This window comes from Achromobacter sp. RTa (assembly GCF_000757485.1).
Lineage (GTDB): Bacteria > Pseudomonadota > Gammaproteobacteria > Burkholderiales > Burkholderiaceae_B > Achromobacter.
In genome coordinates this window covers 24404-44973 of record NZ_JPYO01000003.1, presented here as the reverse complement: position 1 = coordinate 44973, position 20570 = coordinate 24404, and the positions used below count along the sequence as shown (strand labels likewise).

General features: G+C 66.2%; 19 protein-coding genes. 5 read left to right on the top strand and 14 right to left on the bottom strand.

What is annotated here, in order from left to right; genetic code table 11:
* Positions 1–2: 2 nt before the first annotated feature.
* On the top strand, positions 3–386 hold the full coding sequence (locus JL37_RS01935) for a DUF4150 domain-containing protein (protein WP_043541587.1): 384 nt from the start codon (positions 3–5) through the stop codon (positions 384–386).
* Positions 387–401: 15 nt separating this feature from the next.
* Here the strand turns inward: JL37_RS01935 and ccsB are convergent, their stop codons facing one another.
* From ccsB to JL37_RS01920, 3 genes are all read right to left on the bottom strand, one after another.
* Positions 402–1769 (bottom strand): c-type cytochrome biogenesis protein CcsB, encoded by a 1368-nt coding sequence (ccsB, locus tag JL37_RS01930; protein ID WP_081954953.1) that lies wholly within the window; start codon positions 1767–1769, stop codon positions 402–404.
* 9 nt (positions 1770–1778) lie between these two features.
* Positions 1779–3857: a cytochrome c biogenesis protein ResB gene (locus tag JL37_RS01925; RefSeq protein ID WP_043541586.1), complete on the bottom strand. Its 2079-nt coding sequence runs from the start codon at positions 3855–3857 to the stop codon at positions 1779–1781.
* Between the two features lie 117 nt (positions 3858–3974).
* Positions 3975–4676, bottom strand: coding sequence for a c-type cytochrome (locus JL37_RS01920; protein WP_043541621.1), 702 nt, complete (start codon positions 4674–4676; stop codon positions 3975–3977).
* A 242-nt stretch (positions 4677–4918) separates the two neighbouring features.
* Between JL37_RS01920 and yihA the strand changes: the two genes are divergently transcribed.
* Positions 4919–5542: a ribosome biogenesis GTP-binding protein YihA/YsxC gene (gene yihA, locus JL37_RS01915; RefSeq protein ID WP_043541619.1), complete on the top strand. Its 624-nt coding sequence runs from the start codon at positions 4919–4921 to the stop codon at positions 5540–5542.
* Positions 5539–6555 carry a porphobilinogen synthase gene (gene hemB / locus JL37_RS01910; protein ID WP_043541585.1) on the top strand — a complete coding sequence of 339 codons (1017 nt, stop codon included), beginning with the start codon at positions 5539–5541 and terminating at the stop codon, positions 6553–6555. Before yihA ends, hemB begins: the two co-directional genes overlap by 4 nt.
* Before the next feature lie 20 nt (positions 6556–6575).
* Here the strand turns inward: hemB and JL37_RS01905 are convergent, their stop codons facing one another.
* From JL37_RS01905 to JL37_RS01875, 7 genes are all read right to left on the bottom strand, one after another.
* Positions 6576–7460, bottom strand: coding sequence for a DMT family transporter (locus JL37_RS01905; RefSeq protein WP_052096761.1), 885 nt, complete (start codon positions 7458–7460; stop codon positions 6576–6578).
* A gap of 135 nt (positions 7461–7595) precedes the next feature.
* Entirely contained in the window at positions 7596–8306 is a 711-nt protein-coding gene (locus JL37_RS01900; protein ID WP_043541583.1) for an ABC transporter ATP-binding protein, read from the bottom strand.
* Between the two features lie 37 nt (positions 8307–8343).
* Entirely contained in the window at positions 8344–10116 is a 1773-nt protein-coding gene (locus tag JL37_RS01895) for an ATP-binding cassette domain-containing protein (protein WP_043541581.1), read from the bottom strand.
* Positions 10113–11036: a branched-chain amino acid ABC transporter permease gene (locus JL37_RS01890; RefSeq protein ID WP_043541580.1), complete on the bottom strand. Its 924-nt coding sequence runs from the start codon at positions 11034–11036 to the stop codon at positions 10113–10115. The genes JL37_RS01895 and JL37_RS01890 overlap by 4 nt, the downstream gene beginning before the upstream one ends.
* A 31-nt stretch (positions 11037–11067) precedes the next feature.
* Positions 11068–12255 (bottom strand): ABC transporter substrate-binding protein, encoded by a 1188-nt coding sequence (locus JL37_RS01885; protein WP_043541579.1) that lies wholly within the window; start codon positions 12253–12255, stop codon positions 11068–11070.
* Between the two features lie 69 nt (positions 12256–12324).
* Complete coding sequence (locus JL37_RS01880; protein WP_043541577.1) at positions 12325–13092, bottom strand: SDR family NAD(P)-dependent oxidoreductase; 768 nt, start codon at positions 13090–13092, stop codon at positions 12325–12327.
* Positions 13089–14807 (bottom strand): FAD-dependent oxidoreductase, encoded by a 1719-nt coding sequence (locus JL37_RS01875; protein ID WP_043541576.1) that lies wholly within the window; start codon positions 14805–14807, stop codon positions 13089–13091. Before JL37_RS01875 ends, JL37_RS01880 begins: the two co-directional genes overlap by 4 nt.
* A gap of 153 nt (positions 14808–14960) precedes the next feature.
* On the opposite strand from JL37_RS01875, the gene JL37_RS01870 reads away from it, so the two are divergent.
* Positions 14961–15812 (top strand): IclR family transcriptional regulator, encoded by an 852-nt coding sequence (locus tag JL37_RS01870; RefSeq protein WP_081954951.1) that lies wholly within the window; start codon positions 14961–14963, stop codon positions 15810–15812.
* An 85-nt stretch (positions 15813–15897) separates the two neighbouring features.
* On the opposite strand, the gene dsbD is transcribed toward JL37_RS01870, so the two are convergent.
* A complete protein-coding gene (gene dsbD / locus JL37_RS01865) occupies positions 15898–17703 on the bottom strand; it encodes a protein-disulfide reductase DsbD (protein WP_231570272.1) in 1806 nt (601 codons plus the stop codon).
* A gap of 89 nt (positions 17704–17792) precedes the next feature.
* Entirely contained in the window at positions 17793–18140 is a 348-nt protein-coding gene (gene cutA / locus JL37_RS01860) for a divalent-cation tolerance protein CutA (RefSeq protein WP_043541574.1), read from the bottom strand.
* A 122-nt stretch (positions 18141–18262) separates the two neighbouring features.
* Here cutA and JL37_RS01855 point away from each other — a divergent pair, with 122 nt between their 5' ends.
* Positions 18263–18700: an HIT family protein gene (locus tag JL37_RS01855; RefSeq protein ID WP_043541573.1), complete on the top strand. Its 438-nt coding sequence runs from the start codon at positions 18263–18265 to the stop codon at positions 18698–18700.
* A 99-nt stretch (positions 18701–18799) separates the two neighbouring features.
* Here JL37_RS01855 and rplQ read toward each other — a convergent pair whose 3' ends face one another.
* The gene (gene rplQ / locus JL37_RS01850; protein ID WP_025136324.1) at positions 18800–19195 is read right to left on the bottom strand and encodes a 50S ribosomal protein L17; all 396 of its coding nucleotides are present in this window, start codon (positions 19193–19195) and stop codon (positions 18800–18802) included.
* Between the two features lie 187 nt (positions 19196–19382).
* A complete protein-coding gene (rpoA, locus tag JL37_RS01845) occupies positions 19383–20369 on the bottom strand; it encodes a DNA-directed RNA polymerase subunit alpha (protein ID WP_006216514.1) in 987 nt (328 codons plus the stop codon).
* Positions 20370–20570 lie beyond the last annotated feature (201 nt).

Below are 20570 nucleotides of genomic sequence, written 5' to 3'. Positions count from 1 at the left end.
ACATGCTCGCCGTCTGCCAATTGCCCAGCCTGGCCGTGGGATTTCCCGACGTCTGCAAAACGCCCGTGCCGCCGGTGCCGCATATCGACACGGCGACGTCGTCGATGGGCGTCCCGGTAGTATGGAACGTGTGGCTGATGTGCGCGCCGGTGCACAATCTGGCCACGCCGGTGCCCGTGACGCTGGGCGATACCGCGGGAGTGGGCGGCGGCGTGATCTCTCAGACCTTCATGGGCCAATCGCGCTATATGACCGGTGCGTACAGCATGCTGGTGCGCGGCGCGCCCATCGTCCGCATGACCAGCCTGACCCTGCAGAACAACGTCAACGCGCCCGGCTTCAAGGCCTTCTCGTCGCAGCCCGTCATGGTCGTCATGACCGCATGATCGGGCAGCGCCCGGCTACAGCTCCCCGTAGGAGTGCAGGCCCGACAGGAACATGTTCACGCCCAGGAAGGCGAAGCCCGTGATCAGCAGGCCCGTCAGCGCCCAATAGGCCGCCATGGTGCCGCGCAGCCCCTTGATCAGGCGCATGTGCAGCCAGGCCGCATAGTTCAGCCAGACGATCAGCGCCCAGGTCTCTTTCGGATCCCATTGCCAGTACGCGCCCCAGGCGTCGGCCGCCCACAGCGCGCCGAGAATGGTGGCGACCGTGAAGAACGCGAAGCCGACCGCGATGGCGCGATACATGATGTCGTCCAGCACTTCCAGCGAGGGCAGCGCCGCGGCGATGCGGCGGCGCCCCAGCAGGATGGCGCCCACGATCACCGCCCCCAGGCCGAAATACAGCATCCAGGTGGCCGACAGGCCGTCGGTGCGGAACACCATGGGCTCGGCGCAAAGCAGCACGCCCAGCACGAACAGCGGCGCCAGCTTGGCCCATGACGTGGTCTGCCCGTGCTGCTTGATCAGGTAGGCGAAACCGACCATGGCGGCCAGCGAGAAGGTGCCGTAGCCGATGAAATTGGCCGGCACGTGCAGCTTCATCCACCAGCTCTTCAGGGCCGGCACCAGCGGCTGGATCTGCCCCGCGTCGCGCGTGAACGAATACCAGAGCAGGAATACCACGGCGGACGTCACCACCAGCAGCACGAAGCCGCCCAGGGCGCGCGTGGCGTACTTGCGTTCGTAGTACAGGTAGAACAGCGCCGTGATCAGCGAGAAGAGCACGAACACTTCATACAGGTTGCTGACGGGGATATGGCCCAGGTCCGGCCCCATCAGGTGCCCCTCGCGCCAGCGCACCAGCAGGCCCGTGCAGCCCGCGAACACCGCCCCCCAGGTCAGCGCCGTGCCGAGCCAGGCGGCCGTGGGGCTGAAGACCCCGATCCAGTAGCAGACCATGGCCAGCGCGAACAGCGCGCACATCCAGAGAATGGCCGACTGCGAAGAGAACAGGTACTTCAGGAAGAACACCTGCTCGGCGCGGGCCAGATCGTTGCCATACAGCATCAATGCAAGCCCGGCCGCGATGGCACAGGCCACCATCAGGCGGCGCAGCGGGCGCCATAGCCAGCCCATCCAGGCCAGCGCCGGAACGGTGCCGCACAGGATGATCTTTTCGTAATAGTCCATCGCCCCGCTGTAGCGGGTCAGCGCGAAGGCGGCGCCCGCCGTCAGCAACAGGAAGAAGACGATGTCGGTCCAGTCGGGCTTGCCGCGCTGCGCGCGGCTGTCGCCCGTTTCGGACAGGCTGTCCTGCCAGAGCAGCTCCGGCGACGCGGTCAGCGTTTCCGGCGGCGTGGGATGCGTGGTGGTCGTCGTGGACATAGGGGAACCTTAAGACCTCTTCTGGCGCAACAGCGCCTGCTTGAAGCGTTCGAACTCCTGATTGAAGTCCAGTGTACGCTTCTGGGACGTCATGGCCGCCAGGACGCTGCTGCCGCTGTCTTGCGGCTTGATCCAGATCCAGATGCGGCGGTCTCGAATATAGAACATCGCGAAAACGCCCAGGACCAGCAGCAGGCTGCCCAGGTACACGGTGTTCTTGCCCGGCGTGCGGCTGACCTGGAACACGCTGGCCTGCACGTGCTTGAAGTCCGCCAGCGACAGGAATACCGGCGCCGGATACACGGTCAGGTCCGACAGCGCCGCCACGGCCAGGCGCGACCAGACCGCGGCGCGCTCGCCGTCCGGCCCTTCGGCCGCCACGGGAGGCAGGCCGGCCCGCTCGCGCTCGATGGCGCGCAGCTCGTTCATGCTGGCGCCGATCAGCCGTATCACCACGTCGGCCGCCCGCTCCAGGTCCTGGGAGGGGGTGTTGGACTGCAGAAACTGCGCCACGGCCTGCAGGCCGCCCGACGCAAAGGTATCCAGCGCCCGTTCCGCGGCCGTCTGCAACGGCTGGAGATCCGTCCCCGACGGGCTGTTGCGCTCGGCGAAGCGGCGGGCCGCCAACTGCCGCGCCGCCGGATCGGCCAGGGTGGCGCGCAGGCGCATGAATTCGGCGATCGAGCTGTCCTCGTCCGCCGGGATGCGCAGGTAGCGGAACGGTTCGGATGCGTTGTTGCGCACCCCGGCCAGGAACACGCTGGCGCCGTCCAGCTGGACGGGCAGCATGTAATTCTGGAATTCGTGGGCCTGGCCGGCGTCGTCGATCAGCTTGTACTCGATGCTGGGGCCGACGTTGCGCAGGTTCTCGTTTTTCTTGCCCGCCGCGCTGCCGGACACCGACGCGACGTGCTCCGCGAAGCTCTGGTTGGCCCCCTTGGGCTCGCCGCGGGTCAGGTCCTCGACATTGATCGGCCGCAGGGCCGTGATCTCGATGCCCATGCCGCGCGGGCCGGAAGCCGTGTGAGCGGTTACTTCGGTCTTCTTGCCCACCGTGCCGTCGACGGTGAAGGGGGTGTCATTGGAACCTACTAGCGGATAGCCTTTCAGCGCCACCGTGCTGCCGCCGTCGTCGAAGCTGGATTGGTAGACCGTCATGCCCTTGAAGCGCAGCGGCTCGTTGACCTCGATGGTGGAATCGAAAGTCTTGCCGGTGTCGGGGTCGGTGACCTCCACCTCGCTCAGGAATCGGCTGGGCATGCCGGTGGAGTAGTAATCCACCACGAACTTCTTGAGCTTCAGCGTGAACGGCATCGGCTGCACCAGGGCGCCGTCGCCCACCATCACGACCGCGGTGCTGGCCTGCCCGCCCTCGGGCACCAGCACGCTGGCGCGGAAACTGGGGTTGTCGACCGACAGGCGCCCGCTTTCCGGCACCTCGGAGATCAGCATGTTCTCGACGATGGGCTTCTTGCCCCCGAACATGACCTGCAGGCGCACGGGCAACTCGCTGTCCAGCAGGCCGCCGATGCAGATGATGACCATGGCCGCGTGGGCGAATACGTAGCCCAGCCGGTTCGCGCTGCCCTTCTTGGCTGCGAGCAGCACGCCGTCCTGGCCCTGGCGTTCGCGCACGGCGTAGCCCAGCTTGCCCAGCAGGGCCTTCAGGCCGGCGGCGGTCTGCGGCACGTCGGTAGGCGCCTCCGTCTCCACGCGGTGCGGGAAGGCGCGCAAGCTGCTGGCGCGGACATGCTCGCGGAACGAGCGCGCATCGCGCAGCATCTTGGGCGCGTTGCGGATCAGGCAGACCGAGGTCGACACGACCAGGAACCCCATGATCAGCAGGAACCACCAGCTGTTGTAGACGTGCCAGATCGAGAACTTGTCGAACACTTCGAACCAGAACGGCCCGAACTGATCGATATAGTTGCTGGACGAGCGGTTCTGCTGCAGTACCGTCCCCACCAGGCTCGCCACGCAGATGAACATCAGCAGGCTGACGGCGAAACGCATCGAGCCCAGCAGCTCGAAAAAATCGCCGGGCAGGGTGCGGAAAGAGGGGCGGGTATGTGTTCGGGTCGAATTCATGAAAAAAGGGGGGCCGCGCTGTCGGCTACCCCCCTCATAGACAACGCGTAGCGGAACGAGGTTCCGCTACGCTCGGTTTCAGAACGCGGACCGGCCGCGCACGTTGCGGGCAAGCGCCTACCGCAAGCCGGCCGCGTAATCCGCCACCGCCTTGATATCGGCATCCGACATGCGGTCCGCAATAGCGAACATGATGTCGTTCTTGCGGTCGCCGCTGCGGAACAGCTTCAGCTGCTCTTCGATGTACATCGGGAACTGGCCCGACAGGCGGGGGTATTGGGCAGGCATGCCCGCGCCATTGGCAGAATGGCATGCCGCGCACGCGGGGACATTGCGTTCGGGCAAGCCGCCCCGCCAGATCTTTTGACCCAGATCAACCAGGTTCTCGTGGCCAGCCGTGGCCGGTTCCTTGAGGGGCTGCTGCGCCAGATACAGCGCGATGTTCTGCATGTCGGCCGGCGTCAGGTTCTGCGCCATGGCCGTCATCGGGGTGGGATTGCCTTCCGGGCCGTTGCGCACCGGCACCTTGGCGCCGGGCTTGACCTGGAAGTCAGCCAACTGCTTGGCCAGGTATTCGTGCGGCTGGGCAGCAAGATTGGGGTTCACCGGGATGGTGCTATTGCCCGCCGCGCCATGACAGGACGCACAGGCAATGATGCCCCTGGCCGCATCGCCCTGGTCAAACAGCTGCCCGCCCTTGGCGGCATCTGGTTTTACCGGGCCCGCAGCGCCTTCGGCGGCGAAACTCGTAGTAGATAAGGCGGAGGCGCCGAGCAACAGCCCGCTCGCAACCAACATCCGGGACAGCACACGCTTCATGAAGACCTCGACGATCGCATCGATCAAGGCGCAAAAAGGCGCCCACGCCTGCCCGCACACCCTGGAATGCCGTATCGAACCTGTTTTGCCTATCCTGCCTGCGATGTTGCTGCGAACTTGCCCGATCAGACTTCGGCAAGCTGGCCAGTAAGCAAAAAAGACGGCTCCGCGCACGGGGACCACTGTTGCAAACGCCGGATTATACAATAGGGCTCGAAACCAACCGTATCCAAAGCCATCCCGTGCCCCTCCTACATCGCGCCTCCTTCTTCACTTCCGCGGCTCGCCTCGACCAGCTGCCGGCCGCCGGCGCCCCCGAGGTCTGCTTTGTCGGCCGCTCGAACGCCGGCAAATCCACGGCCATCAACGTGCTGTGCAACCAGCGCCGCCTTGCGTTCTCCAGCAAGACGCCGGGCCGCACGCGGCTGATCAATATGTTCGGCCTGCCCGACCCCCTGGATCCGGAAGGCCACATCGGCTTTCTCGTCGACCTGCCCGGTTACGGCTATGCGTCCGTGGCCCGCGACGAAAAGGAAAAATGGGCGGACATCCTGGGCGGCTATCTGCGCGACCGCGAATCGCTGGTCGGCATCGTGCTGCTCATCGACATCCGCCGCGGCGTCACCGAACTTGACCGCCGCCTCGCCAATTTCATCGCCCCCACCGGACGCCCTGTGCTGGCGCTCCTGACCAAGGCCGACAAGCTGCCCTACGGCCAGCGCATGCGCACGGTCTTCTCCGTGCGCAAGGACCTGGCCGACATCGGCGCCCTGCACACCGTCCCGTTCTCGGCGCCCGAGCGCATCGGGCTGGAAGAGGCCGGCGCGCACATCGAAAACTGGATTTCCCCCAAGGTCGTACCATGAACCCGCAGATCATCTCCCCTGAATTCCCGGTATCCCGTCCCCGCCGCCTGCGCCGCGACGACTTCACCCGCCGCCTGGTGCGCGAGAACGCCCTGACGGTCAACGATCTGATCTATCCCGTGTTCGTGGCGGAAGGCACCGGCCTGCAGCAAGCGGTGCCGTCCCTGCCCGGCGTGGTCCGCTATTCGCTCGACACGCTGCTGCCGGTGGCCGAGGAATGCGTAGAGCTCGGCATTCCCGTGCTGTCGCTATTCCCCGCGATCGACCCCGCGCTCAAGACGCCCGACGGCATCGAGGCGACCAATCCCGACGGCCTGATTCCCCGCGTCGTCCGCGAACTGAAAAAGCGCGTGCCCGAGCTCGGCGTGCTGTGCGACGTGGCGCTGGATCCATACACCAGCCACGGGCAGGACGGCGTGATCGACGAGAACGGCTACGTCATCAACGAGCCCACGGTCGAGATCCTGGTCAAGCAGGCGCTCACCCAGGCCGAGGCCGGCGTCGACATGGTCGCCCCGAGCGACATGATGGACGGCCGCATCGGCGCCGTGCGCCGCGCGCTCGAGGCCAACGGCCACATCCACACGCAGATCATGGCCTACTCGGCCAAGTACGCCAGCGCCTTCTACGGCCCCTTCCGCGACGCCGTCGGCTCCGCGACCAACCTGGGCAAGTCCAACAAGATGGCCTACCAGATGGATCCGGGCAACCTGGACGAAGCGCTGCGCGAAGTCGCGGCCGACCTCCAGGAAGGCGCCGACATGGTCATGGTCAAGCCCGGCATGCCCTACCTGGACGTACTGCGGCGCGTCAAGGACACCTTCCGCGTGCCCACGTTCGCCTATCAGGTCAGCGGCGAATACGCGATGATCAAGGCGGCCGCGGCCAATGGCTGGCTGGATCACGACAAGGTGATGATGGAAGCCTTGCTGGCGTTCAAGCGCGCCGGCGCGGACGGCATCCTGACGTACTTCGCGATCGAAGCCGCGAAGCTGCTGAAAAACCAGCGCTGATCCCGCCGCGCGCGGCGAGGTCAGCTCTTGGCGACCGCCTCGCCGCGCGCCGCCGGCGCGCTCCGGCGCAAGCCCAGCCAGGTACCGCCCAGCACGCAGGCCAGGCCCGCCACGTGCGTCGGCGTGACGTGCTCTTCCAGGAACAGCGCCGCGAACAGCAGCCCGAAGATGGGCAGCCAGTTCACGAACAGGGCCGCGCGGCTGATGCCCAGCCTGGCGATGCCGGCATTCCACATGATGTTGCTGACCCCCGAGGCGATCACGGCCGAGAACAGCAGCACCAGCCACGGCCACCACGTCATCTGCCACGTGCCGGCCTGGTAGGACGAGGGCGTCAGCGCCGCATGCGCCACCAGCATCAGGCCGCCCGCCAGGTACATGTACCAGAGCATGCCCAGCGGATCCATCATGCGGGACATGCGCTGGATGACCAGCCCGCCGCAGACGAAGACCAGCACCGCCACGAACACGATCGCGTCGCCCCAGCCTGTCAGGCCGAACTGAGCGCCGCTTCCGGCCACCACCATCCCCACGCCGAGCAGGCCCAGCAACGCGCCCGAGATGCGCACCAGCGTCAGTTTTTCGCGGTAGAACAGGGCGGCGAGCAATGCGGACAGCAAGGGGCTCGTGGCCATGATCAGCGTGCCGTTGGCCGCCGAAGAGAACCGCAGGCCCGACACCAGCGCTACCTGGTGCGCATACACCACCAGCAATCCAGCCAGCGCGACCCAGCCCAGTTCCGCGCGGCCCAGCTTCGGGATGCGGCCGCGGCGGGCCTTGATGATGAGGGTGACGGTGATGAACGCGATGACGATCCGCACGGCGGCCAGCGCCTGGATGTCCATGTGCAGCGTCAGGTACTTGACCGAGACGATGTTCAGGCCCCAGGTGGCCATGACGAACATCAATTGAAGATAGATAAGACCTGTTCGGTCCTGGCTTGCATCAACTGTTGGTGACGTCACGGGCGCCGGCCTGAGGGAGTTGGACGCGCCGCCCACGCGGCGCAGCGGACATGGTAGCGCGCCTGGCGCGCGGACTCAATGCGCGCCGAGGTATGCCGCGCGCACGCTGGGATCGCGCAACAGTTCCGCGCCCGATCCGCTCAAGGTGATGCGCCCCGTTTCGAGCACGTAGGCCCGATCGGCCACGCCCAGCGCCTGGTTGGCCATCTGTTCCACCAGCACGATCGTCAGGCCGTCGTCGCGCAGCTTGCGGATCGCGGTGAAGATGTCCTGCACGATCAGCGGCGCCAGCCCCAGGGAAGGCTCGTCCAGGCACAGCAGCCGGGGTTCGCTCATCAAGGCGCGCGCCATCGCCAGCATCTGCTGTTCGCCTCCGGACAAGGTGCCGGCAAGCTGGTCCCGGCGTTCGCGCAGGCGCGGGAAAAGCCGGTATCCCCGCTCTACCCCCTCGGCCACCGCGGGCGGGTCCCGGCGCCGCAGATAGGCGCCGAGCACCAGGTTGTCGTAGACCGTCTGGTCGGCGAATACGCCCCGCCCTTCCGGCGACAGGGCCAGGCCCAGGCCGACGCGCAGGTGGGCTGGCACCTGCGTAATGTCGCGTCCGTCGAACGTTACGCGGCCGCCCTGCAAAGGTTCCAGCCCCGCAACGCCCTTGAGCAGGGTGCTCTTGCCCGCCCCGTTGGCGCCGATGATGGTCACGATCTCGCCGGCGCGGATCTCCAGCGACACATCGCGCACCGCCTGGATGGCGCCATACGAAATCTGCACGGATTCTAGTTTCAGCATCGTCTTACGGCCTATTCATGCGTAATGGGGCCTGGCCTCAGGCCATGCCGGTCCCGAGATAGGCTTCGATCACCCGCTTGTCGGCCTGTACCTGCGCCGGCTTGCCCTCGGCGATCTTGATGCCGTAGTCCAGCACGATCACGTGATCCGAAATCGCCATCACCAGATCCATGTGATGCTCGACCATCAGCAGCGTGATGCCGCAGGAAGCGCCGACGCGCACCAGCAGTTCCCCCAGCTCCGCCGTCTCTTGCGGATTCAGCCCCGCCGCCGGTTCGTCCAGCAGCAGCAGTGTCGGTTCCGTCGCCAGGGCGCGCGCAAGCTCGACGCGCCGCTGCAGGCCATAGGGCAGGCTGCCCGCGGGCGTGCCGGCCAGATGGGCCAGGCCCACCATCCGCACGAGCCTGTGCGCGTGCTCGCGCGCGCGGCGCTCTTCGGCGCGCGCGCCCGGCAAGCCCAGCAGGGATGCCCAGAATCCGTTTTTCATGCGGCTATGGCGGCCCAGCAGCACGTTGTCCAGCACTGATAGCTCGCCGAACAGGCGCAGGTTCTGGAAGCTGCGGCCTATGCCAAGCGCGCAGATGGCGTGCGGACGCTCGCCCGCGATGTCCGTGCCGCGGAAGCGGACCACGCCCGCGTCCGGAACGACCACGCCGCTGAGCATATTGATGAGCGTGCTCTTGCCCGCGCCGTTGGGACCGATCAGCGCATGCACGTGGCCGCGCCTCAGGCAAAAGGAAATGTCCTGCGCGGGCTTCACGCCGCCGTACGCCTTGGAAAGGTTCTCCACCACCAGAAGCAGGTCCTCCTTGGGGCCGGCATGCTGTTGGCGCGCGGCCGGCGGTTTCGGCTCGCCGCTTTCCTCCGGCTGCGCATCCGCAGCCCTGCGCGCTCGGGGCGAGAACAGCCCCATGACGCCGCCAGGCATGAAATAGAGCGCGAACAGCAACAGCGCGCCATAGAAAAAGTGCTGCACCGACGGCCAGCGCGCCAGCAGCGCATCGATGATGGTCAACGCGATGGCGCCAACGGCCGGCCCCGCCTTCGACCCCGCGCCGCCGAACAGCACCAGCAGCAGGATGAAGATGGACAGATTGAAGGTGATGAAGTCGGAATTGATGTACTGGTTCTGCTGCGCCACCAGCGCGCCGGCGATTCCGCAGGTCACGGCCGCCACGACGAACGCGATGACCTTGGCACGGTATACCCTCACCCCCACGGACGCCGAGGCGATTTCGTCCGCCTGCACCGAAAGCAGCGCCCGTCCGAAGCGGCCATCCAGCACATTGCGCAGCAGCAGCTGCGTCGCCACGCAAAGCACCAGCGCGAACCAGACCCACTGCTGGTTGGTGAACGGATCGCCGCGCCAGGTCAGCGGCATGATGCCGAACAGCCCGGACGGCCCGCCGAAGACGTCCACCCATTCGGTGACGATCTTCTCCACGACAATGCCGAACGCCAGCGTCACCATGGCCAGGTATGGGCCTTTCACGCGCAGCGAGGGCAGCGCGATCAGCACGCCGAATGCACCGGCCACCACCGGCGCGGCCGCCAATGCAAGCCATGGGTCGATCTGCCAGCGCGAGGTCAGCAAGGCCGCCGTATAGGCGCCCGCCGCGAACAGGCCCGCCTGGCCCAGCGACTTCTGGCCGGCATAGCCCACCAGCACGTTCACGCCCGCCGCGCACAGGTAGTACACGCAAGCCATGAACACGATGCGCAGGTAGTAATCGTTGTCCACAAGCGCCGCGAACACCGCGAACGCCGCCGCCAGCGCCACGGTTATCAGGGATTGTCCGTGCCGCTTCATACCTTCTCCACCAAGCGCTTGCCGAACAGGCCGGTCGGCTTGACCGCCAACACCAGTATCACCAGCCCGAAAACCGCGACCTCGCGCCACTGCGACTGCCACAGGTTCACGTACGACTCCAGGATTCCCAGCACGAAGCCGCCCAGCACGCAGCCGCGCGGATTGGACAACCCGCCGATCATGGCTCCGGAGAAGCCCTTGAGCCCGATGGCCAGGCCCATGAAGATCGACGCGGACGTGATCGGCGCGACCAGGAATCCCGCCAGTCCCGCCAGCGCCGAACTGGCGAAGAACGCCCCCGTCATCACCGCATTCACGTTGATGCCCATCAGGTTGGCCACGCCGGGATTTGCCGCCACGGCCCGCATGGCCTTGCCCAGCACCGTGCGGTTCATGATGCGGTCAAACAGCACCATGATGGCCACCGCCACCGCCAGCAGCAGCAGCTCCTGGCTGCGCACGCCGGCGCCGAACACGCGGATGACCTCATCGCCGAAAGGCGCGGGCACGGTAACGGGCGCGGGCCCCCAGACCGCGAAGGCCGCGCTTTGAAGCAGTATGCCGAAGCCAAGCGTGCTCATGACCCACGCCATCCCTGGCCGGGAGGCGAATGGCTTCACGCCGAACACATACAGCAGCACGCCCAGCAGCCCCATCGCCAACACGGCGGCCAGCCCAGCCAGCAGGTACTGCCAGCCGCTCAATTCCAGGCCCGTAAAGGCCGCCGTGGTGATCGGCTTTCCCGCGAACAGGAACAGGGCGCCTACCCCGACGAACGCGCCCACGGACACGAACTCCCCATGCCCGAAGTTCAGCGTCCGGGTGGTGGTGAAGGTGATGCTGAAACCCAGCGCCACCAGCGCGTACGCGCCCCCCACGGCCAGCCCGCTGACGAGCGCCTGCAGCAATGTCGCCAACATGATGGCCCCTTGTTCCTGTCGCGGTCCTTGCCTACTTCGCAGCGGTGGCGGTCACGTCGTCCGCATAGGGAACGAGCTTGCCGTCCTGCCAGTGCGCCCACTTGTAGTCGCCCACCAGCAGCGCGTCGTGCACGGTCGCGGAGAAGGGCTTTTCGTAGGTCTTCATGGCGCCTTCGTAGGTTCCCTGCAAGTTTTCCAGCGCCAGCCGCACTTTCTCGCCATCGGTGGAATTGGCCTGCTTGATCGCGATGCCCAGCAGGTTCATGCCGTCGTAGGCATGCGCCAGGAAGCCGAAGGCGGTGGGCGAAGTCATCTTGGCCGAGACGCGGTCATACAGCTTCTGCTGCGCGGGCGTGCGGTTGTCGGTGATGGTGCGCAGGAAGAAGGGCTTCTCCGACAACGTCTTGCCCGCGGTGTCGTAGAACGCGATGTTGTCCGCCGCCCAGGAAGTCAGCGTCAGGGGGAACCAGTCGATCTTCTCCATGCTGCGGAACACGTGCGCGATCGGCGTGCTCTGCGCCCAGATCACCACCGTGTCCACGCCCGCGGCCTTCAGCTTGTTGAGCTGCGACGTCATGTCGGTGTCGGCCACGCCGAACTTCTCCACGGCGACCGCCTTGACGCCTTGCGCGGCCCCGACCTCCTCCAGGTCCTTCAGCGCGCTCTGGCCATAGCCGGTGGTCTCGATCAGGAAGCCCACGTTCTTGACCTTGGGATTCTTCTTCAGATAGCCGATCACGCCATCCACCTGCTCGCGGTCCACCATGCCCACGCGGAACATGTAGTTGGCGGCGCCCGCGCGCACGGGCTTGGTGATGTCGGTGCCCGAACCGATCGCGCCCATCACCGGGATCTTTTTCTGGTTCGGAATGTGCTTCCAGGCCAGCGCGTTGCCCGAATTGGTCGGCCCCACGATCGCCACGACCTTCTCGTTGTCGATCAGGTCCGTCATGTTCTGGATCGACTTGGGCGGCTGCGACAGGTCATCGCGCACCACCAGCACCAGCTTGCGGCCCAGCAGGCCGCCGGCCGCGTTGATGTCGTCGATGGCGGTGCGCAGTCCCAGCACCGCCGCCTGCCCGCTTTGCGCCGAAGGCGAAGCCGACAGATCGCCGTTGAAGCCGATCTTGATGTCCTGGGCCTGCGCCTGCGCGCCGATGGCCAGCGCGCATAGCACGGCGGCCTTGGACAAGGTGGAGAAAATCCCCGTTGCTTTCATCGCTGTCTCCTGTGTTTTTCAGATGTGCTGTAAGTCGATGATTGGTCCGGCGCCATCCGCGCGGCGCCGCTATACCGCCAGGTAGCCGCCGTCCACCGGCAGCGACACGCCCGTTACGTATGCCGCCATGGGCGAGGCCAGGAATACGACGGGCCCGGCCAGGTCTTCCGGCTGGCCCACCCTCCCGAGCGGGATGCGCTGCATAAAGCCCGCCAGGCGCGCGGGATCGTCCCGCGTGTATTGCGTCATCGGCGTCTCGATGACACCGGGCGCAATCGCATTGACGCGTATGCCGTCCGGCGCCAGGTCGCGCGCCATCGCCTGCGTCATCATCTTCACGCCGCCCTTGGAAGGCGAGTATCCCAGGGTGGATCCCACGCCCGCGAACGACGCGATGGAACCCACGTTGATGATGACGCCGCGGGTGGCGCGCAACGCGTCCAAGAAGGCATGGATCATGTTGAAGCCGCCGTTCAGGTTCACGTCGAGCACCCGGCGCCAGTTTTCGGCGGCGCGCGGGCTGTCGATGCCTTCCCGGATGAGGATGCCGGCGTTATTGACCAGCACGTCGATGGGGCCCTGCTCTTTCCGGACGGCCTCGGCGATGGCCGCGCAGGCCTGGGGGTCGGTCACGTCCAGCGCGTGGGCGCATGCCCGGCCGCCCGCCGCAATGATGTCGCTGGCCGTCTGCGCGGCGTTGCCGACATGCATGTCCGTGGCCACCACGCGCGCTCCTGCCGCGGCCAGGCCCAGCGCAATCGCGCGCCCGTTGCCCTGCCCCGCGCCGGTGACCAGCGCCAGCTTGTCCTGCAGCAATCCCGCTGGCGCCCCGCTCATGCCGCCCCCTGCGCCACCGCGCCGGCGGCGATGCTCTGGCCGGCGATATAGCCGAACGTCAGCGCCGGCCCCAAGGTGATGCCTGCGCCGGGATAGTTGCCGCCCATGATGCTGCAGGCGTCGTTGCCCACTGCGTACAGGCCGGGAATGACCTCGCCCTGCCCGCTCAAGGCCCGGCCCTCGCCATCCACTTTCAGGCCGGCGAAAGTGCCGATATCGCCGATCATCATCTTGATCGCGTAGTACGGCCCCTTCACGATCGGCGCCACGCAGGGATTCGGGCCATGCAGGGCATCGCCCTGGTAGCGGTTGTAGGCCTTGCTGCCCTTGCCGAATTCCGGATCGCGTCCCAGCGCCGCTTCGCGATTGAACGCCTCGATGGTCTGCCGCAGGCTGCCTGCGTCGATGCCGGTCTTCTGCGCCAGCTCCGCCACCGACGCGGCCCGCGTCAGATAGCCGGTATCGAGGTAGCGTTTGATGGGCAGCGGGAACGGCGCGACGCTGCCAAGACCGTACTTGCGCAGCGTCTTGTGGTCGCAGACCAGCCATGCGCAAACCTCGCCCTGCCCCTGGCATGCCCGCACCATCTCCTGCACGAAGTCGTGGTACGAGCTGCCCTCGTTGGCGAAACGCTTGCCATTGCGCGTCACGGCGATGACGCCCGGTTTCGCGCGGTCGATGAAGTGGGGCATGTATCCGGGGCTGCCGTCCTTGCGCGTCACCACCGAAACCGGCACCCAGGCGGCGGCGTTGGGCAGTTCGGCATTCACGCAGCCGCCCGCGCTTTCGGCCATGCGCAAGCCGTCTCCCGTGTTGCCGGAAGGCGATGGCGAATAGTGCTCCATGCCCGTCGGCGCATGCGCATAAAGGCGCTTGCGCCGCTCGATGTCGTACGGAAAACCGCCGGAGGCCAGCACCACCGCGCGGGCGGCGCGCACGCGCACGGTGGCGCCATCGCGTTGCACGACCGCGCCGCGCACCGCGCCATCCTCGATGATGAGCGACTGGGCCGGGGCGCGCAGCCACAGCGGTATCCCCAGCTTGAAGGCGGAAGCCGCCAGGCGGCCCGCAAGGGCATTGCCGTTGGTCAGCGTCATGCCCCGGCCATGCTTGGCCACGTCCAGGAAATGCTTCGACAGGCGTTTGGCCACGTACCAGGCCGAAGCCAGCGAACGCGTCGCGCGCATGAAATGCACGATCTCCTTGCCCGAGCCGAGCATCATGCCGAATACCGTCAGTTCAGGCAGCGCCGGCGCCAGGTCCCGGATGTGCGCGCCAAGCTTGCGCCCGTCATAGGGCCGCGCCACCATCGAGCGGCCGCCCTGTTTTCCCCCCGGCGCCTCCGCGTGGTAGTCGGGAAACACCAGCGGCATGTCGAACTGCACTTCGGTTTTCGAGGTGAAGAAATCCACGGCGCGCGGCCCATGCTCGAGAAATGCGTCGACCCGTTCGGCGTTGTAGCTGTCGCCGGCTTCATGGCGCAGATAGGCGCGCCCGTCATCGGGCGTTTCGTGCATTCCCTGCACCTTCGCCAGCGATGTGCCCGGAATCCAGAGCCAGCCGCCCGAACGGGCTGTGGAGCCGCCGAAACGAGGCTCTTTTTCAACGATAAGGACCTTCAGGCCCGCCGTGGCGGCGGTGATCGCCGCCGCCATGCCGGACGCGCCCGACCCGACGACCAGCACGTCGCAGTCGTATTGACGAGAATCTTCCACGTTGTCTCCATACCCATTGGGTGGCCTTGTCCCGATCTTGAGTCCGGGATGGCTTTCTTGTTGTATGGACTGTAGATAAGTGATTTGATAGTGTCAATATGGTTCGCTATTAGCGAAAGTACTAACATAGGCAATCTCGTTCGATAAAGAAAAATGGTCATCAACGCAAACTCCGGCAGGGGCAATGCCGCGCAGCCCTCAGCCAAGCCGTCACCCCGCAGGCGCGGCATCCAGTCCATCGAGGTCGGCGGCAAGCTCCTGCTTGCGCTGCTGGACCACTCATCCTCGTTGCCCTTGGGCGCATTGGCCAAGGCTGCCGGCATGTCGGGCGCAAACGCCCATGCCTATCTCGTCAGCTACGGCAATCTCGGCCTCGTCCGGCAGGACCCGAACTCCGGCGAATACGAACTGGGCCCGCTTGCGCTCCAACTGGGGCTGGCGGCGCTGCACAGGCTGGATCCCATCAAGATCGCGGTGCCGATTACCCGCGAGCTGGCCGAAAGAACCGGGCAGACAATAGCCATCGCGGTGCTGGGCAACCTGGGTCCCGTCATCGTGCACCTGCACGAATCCAACTACCCCATCCACGTCAACATGCGCACCGGCACGGTGATGTCCCTGACGAACACGGCCACGGGCAAGGTCTTCGCGGCGCTGCTGCCTCCCAAGAAAATCGAGAGCCTGCTGCACGAAGACTTTCTCCGCCTGGGCGCGGTGCCGTCACTGAGCAAAACCGAGAAATTCGAGCGAACCTTGCGGGAAGTGCGCCAGCGCGGCATCGCCCGCGCCGTCGGCGATCCCATCCCCGGCATCAACGGCCTGAGCGCGCCGGTGTTCGATTCGAACGGCAATGTGGTTCTCGTCATCACGGCGATCGGCGCCGCCGGCGTCTTCGACGCCCGTTGGAGCAGCCCGCTGGTCGCCGACATCAAGCAATGCGCGGACGCGATCTCCGCGGAACTGGGCTGGCAGAACCGCGACGTGCGCGCGACGAGCCTGGGCTAGATGAACAAAGGCCGCAGCCCGGGAACCCCCGGGCCGCGGCCTGCATGACATTCGAGACGGCCTTGCCCCGCAAGGCCGCCTCCGGTCAGCGCACCAGCACTTTGTCCAGCGATTCGGTGAACCGCTTCGCGTCCTGGAAGCCCACTACCCGCGCCTCGGGCAGCTCCTTGCCTCCGGGCTCGAAGAACATGATGCCGGGAGGGCCGAACAGGCGGAACCGCTTGAGCAGCGCGCGATCGTCGGCGTTGTTCGCCGTCACGTCCGCCTGCACCAGAACCATGCCCGCCATGCGCTGCGCGACGCCCGGGTCCGTGAAGGTGAACCGCTCCATTTCGCGGCACGACACGCACCAGTCCGCGTAGAAATCCAGCATGACCGGCTGCTGGCTCTGCGCCAGCACGGCATCCAGTTCGGCGTTGCTGCGCACGCGGGTGAAGCGCGGCTCCCCGCTGGCGTTCGCCGCGGCGACGGGCGCATCGCCGCGCGACGCCAGGTGCGACAAGGGCTGCAGCACGTCCCGTCCGCCGCTGGCCGCGCCCACCAGCCAGGCCGCCGCCGCCAATGCAAGCAGCAACCCAACGCCCTTGCCGAACATGCGCCCGGAGCCTGCGCCCTCGGGCAAGGCGTCGAATGCGCGCAACATCACCGCGGAAACCACCGCCAGGAACGCCCAGCCCGTCATTTGCACCCAGGTCGGTACGACAGGTATCAGCATCCACCACGCCGTCGCCAGCAACAGCATGCCGAACAGGCGTTTCACGCCATCCATCCAGGGGCCGGCCTTGGGCAGCAGGGCTCCCGAGGATGCGCCGACGATCAGGAGCGGAACGCCCATCCCCCAAGCCATCGCGAATAGCGCCGATCCGCCCAGCACCACATCGCCGGTCTGCGAGATATACAGCAGTGCGCCCGCCAACGGGGCGGCCACGCATGGCCCCACGATGAGCGCGGACAAGGCGCCCATCACCAGCGCGCCCGTATAGCGGCCTCCCGGAATGCGCGACGAGCGTTCCGACAGGCGCGCCTGGATGCCCGAGGGCATCTGGAAGGTGAAGGCGCCGAACATGGCCAGCGCCAATACGGCCAGCAGGATCGCGAACAGGCTCAGGATCCATGGCGTCTGCAGCCACGCGGCCAACCCCGCCCCGCTCAGCCCCGCGGCCACGCCCAGGGCGGTGTACACGACGGACATGCCGAGCACGTATGTCGCCGCCAGCGCCAGGCCGCGCCCGCGCGAAGGCCGCGCCTGCGCCGATCCCCCCACCACGATGGAGGAAAGAATGGGGATCATCGGCAGCACGCAAGGCGTGAACGCCAGCAGCAGGCCCAACACCAGGAATACGCCCGCCGTCTTCATCCAGCCCAGTCCGCCCAGCGCCTCGGCCAGCCCCGTGTCTCCCGCGTTGACCAGCGCGCCAAGGCCCCCGGAGGCGGCGGAAGAGGCGGACGCCGCGCCCGCCGGCCCAGCCAGCGCATAGCCGCCTGCGACCGGAGTGAGCTTCACGCTGCTGTCCATGGGCGGATAGCACAGGCCCGCGTCCGCGCAGCCCTGGCCGGTCAGGGTCAGCGTAAACGGCTGCCCGCCCGCGGTGATGGGCACACGTATCGCCACGTCCTTGTGAAAGACCTCCATGTCTTTCTCGAAAGTGGGGTCGTACTTGACCTCTCCCTTGGGATAGACGGCCTCGCCCAGGTTGGCGGCGCCGATGGGGCTGATGGTGATGCCGAAGCGCTCGCGGTACATGTAGTACCCCGGCGCGACGCGGTAGCGCAGCTCCAGCGTTTCCGGCGCCACCATCTCCGCGCTGAACACGAAGGCCTTTTCCGGATCCAGGAAATCCGCCTCCGCGCGCGCGGCCGCCTGCCAGCCCAGAAGTAGCATCAGCGCCATGGCCACCAGGGCGAGGCATCGCCCGAACGAACCGCGAACCGCGCGAGGCTGGCGCCTCGGCGCGCTGACGATACCGGCAAATTGCAACATCAGTCTCTCTTGTTCTGCGTGACGGCCGTTTGTTCGCGCACCCAGTCCAGGTAGGGCGCGGCGCCGCCGATGACCGGCAGCACGATGATCTCGGGCACGTCGTAGGGATGCATCTGCGCCAGGGCCTGCACAACGGCCTGGTGGCGCGCGTAGGTGGTCTTGATGTGGACGGGGATTTCCTCGGCCCCCTCGACCTCTCCGTTCCACATGTAGATGGACAGGCCCGGCGCGCCAAGGTTCACGCAGGCCGCCAGCCCGTCTTCGACCAGGACATGCGCGATCCGCTTGGCCAGGAGCAGGTCGGGCGCATTGCTGATGACCAGCACAACGTCGTCATCGCGCAACATGATGCCTCCTTGGAATGTCCGTATGGGACGTAACTCGGGGTATTTTATCGGTATTGCGGCCATCGGCCGGATCCTCCTGGCCCGCAAGCGCCGCCATGCAACCCGTTTTCACCGAGGCACGCATGTCCGATACCTGTCTGTTCTGCCGCATCGCCCGCCACGAGATCCCCGCGCACATCGTCCACGAGGACGAGCGCGTGCTGGCCTTTCTCGACATCCAGCCCGTACGCCCCGGCCACACGCTGATCATCCCCAAGCAGCACTACCCCTATTACGAGGACATGCCGGCCGATCTGGCGGGCCACATCCTCAATCTGGGCCAGAAGCTCGGGCGTCACATGAAGCGCCTGTATCGCGTGGACCGGGTCGGCTTCGCCTTTACGGGCATACACGTGGCGCATGCGCACGCCCACGTCATTCCCATGCACCACCCGCAGGACGTCACCTCCACGCAGTACATCGAGCAGCAGGACCTGACGTTCAAGATGCCGCCCCAGGCCGCGCCCGACGCGCTGGCGGCGACGGCCGCGCAACTGCGCGGAGAACTGCACGCCTCCTGACGCGCGCCCGCTCCGGCGTTTCCGGCAGGAAACGCCCGCGCAAATAAAACAAGGGCGGGTCCGAAGACCCGCCCTTGTCGCTTATCGCTCTACCGAAAATTACTCGGCAGCGCTGTCCTCAGCGGCTTCATCGACTTCCGGACGGTCAACCAGTTCCATGAAAGCCATGGGAGCGTTGTCGCCTTGACGGAAGCCCATCTTCAGCACGCGGGTGTAGCCGCCGTTGCGGGCCGCGTAGCGCGGGCCGATTTCGGCGAACAGCTTCACCACGGCATCGCGATCGCGCAGACGGGCAAAAGCCAGACGCTTGTTCGCGAGGGTGGGTTCTTTACCCAGCGTGATCAGGGGTTCGATGACGCGGCGCAATTCTTTCGCCTTCGGCAGCGTGGTCTTGATGGCTTCGTGGGTGATCAACGAAACGGCCATGTTGCGGAACATGGCAAGACGGTGACTGCTGGTGCGGTTGAGCTTACGCAAGCCATTACCGTGACGCATGATAAGTTTCCTTTGAATCTAAAGACGGCGTTTCCGCCATCGGGTTATCCGGCTCTTCTATCAACCTGCGATCAGGCTGCGGTCCGGTAGAAAACGGTGCATTTTACGACGATTTCGCAAACGGGCCGGCGCAGAGCCGGCTGCTTGCAGGAGCCGCCCCGGTTCAGGGCAGGCCCCTTTTCAAGATTTAGGGACGCTCCAGGCCCAGGGGGGGCCAGTTTTCGAGCTTCATGCCCAGCGTCAGGCCGCGTGCGGCCAGGACTTCCTTGATCTCGTTGAGCGACTTGCGGCCCAGGTTCGGGGTCTTCAGCAGCTCGTTCTCGGTACGCTGGATCAGGTCGCCGATGTAGTAGATGTTTTCGGCCTTCAGGCAGTTGGCCGAACGCACGGTCAGTTCCAGGTCGTCGACCGGACGCAGCAGGACCGGGTCGATCTGCGGCGTGCCGCGGACCGGGGCTTCGTACGAATCGCCAGCGCCTTCCAGGGCGGCGAAGACCGAGATCTGGTCCATCAGGATGCGAGCCGACTGGCGCACCGCTTCCTCGGGCGAGATGACGCCGTTGGTTTCGATGTCCAACACCAGCTTGTCCAGGTCGGTGCGCTGTTCCACGCGAGCGCTTTCAACGGCGTAGCTCACGCGGCGGACCGGGCTGAACGAGGCATCCAGGACGATGCGGCCGATAGTGTGGGTGCGGTCTTCCGACAGCGCGCGCACGTTGCCCGGCACGTAGCCGCGGCCCTTCTCGACCTTGATCTGCATTTCCAGCTTGCCTGCATCCGTCAGGTTGCAGATGGCGTGGCCGGGGTTGATGATCTCGACGTCGTGCGGCAGCTCGATGTCGCTGGCCAGCACGGTGCCGGCGCCGGTCTTGCGCAGGACCAGGGTGACTTCGTCGCGGTTGTGCAGCTTGAAGACCACGCCCTTCAGGTTCAGCAGGATGTCGACGACATCTTCGCGAACGCCCGGGATGGTCGAGTATTCGTGCACCACGCCCGTCATCTGGACTTCGGTCGGCGCGTAGCCGGTCATCGAAGACAGCAGGATGCGGCGCAGGGCGTTGCCCAGCGTATGACCGTAGCCACGCTCGAACGGCTCCATCACGATCTTGGCATGGTGCGTGCCGACCGGTTCGACTTCAATGGAGCGCGGCTTCAGGAAACCTTGAGTGGACATTTACTGTGTTCCTTTTCAATACCCTCGGCTCGTTACACCGATAAGGCTGATGGACAGGGTGAAACTTGAAACAGGGTCGGTGCAAAAAGCGCCGGCCGATACTTACCGCAAAGCCCGCTCCACCTAAAGGCGGAAAGCGGGCTGCTGCGGGACGTGCAAACGGGTCGCGAGACCAGCTCGCCAGCGCTTTGCGAAGGAAGC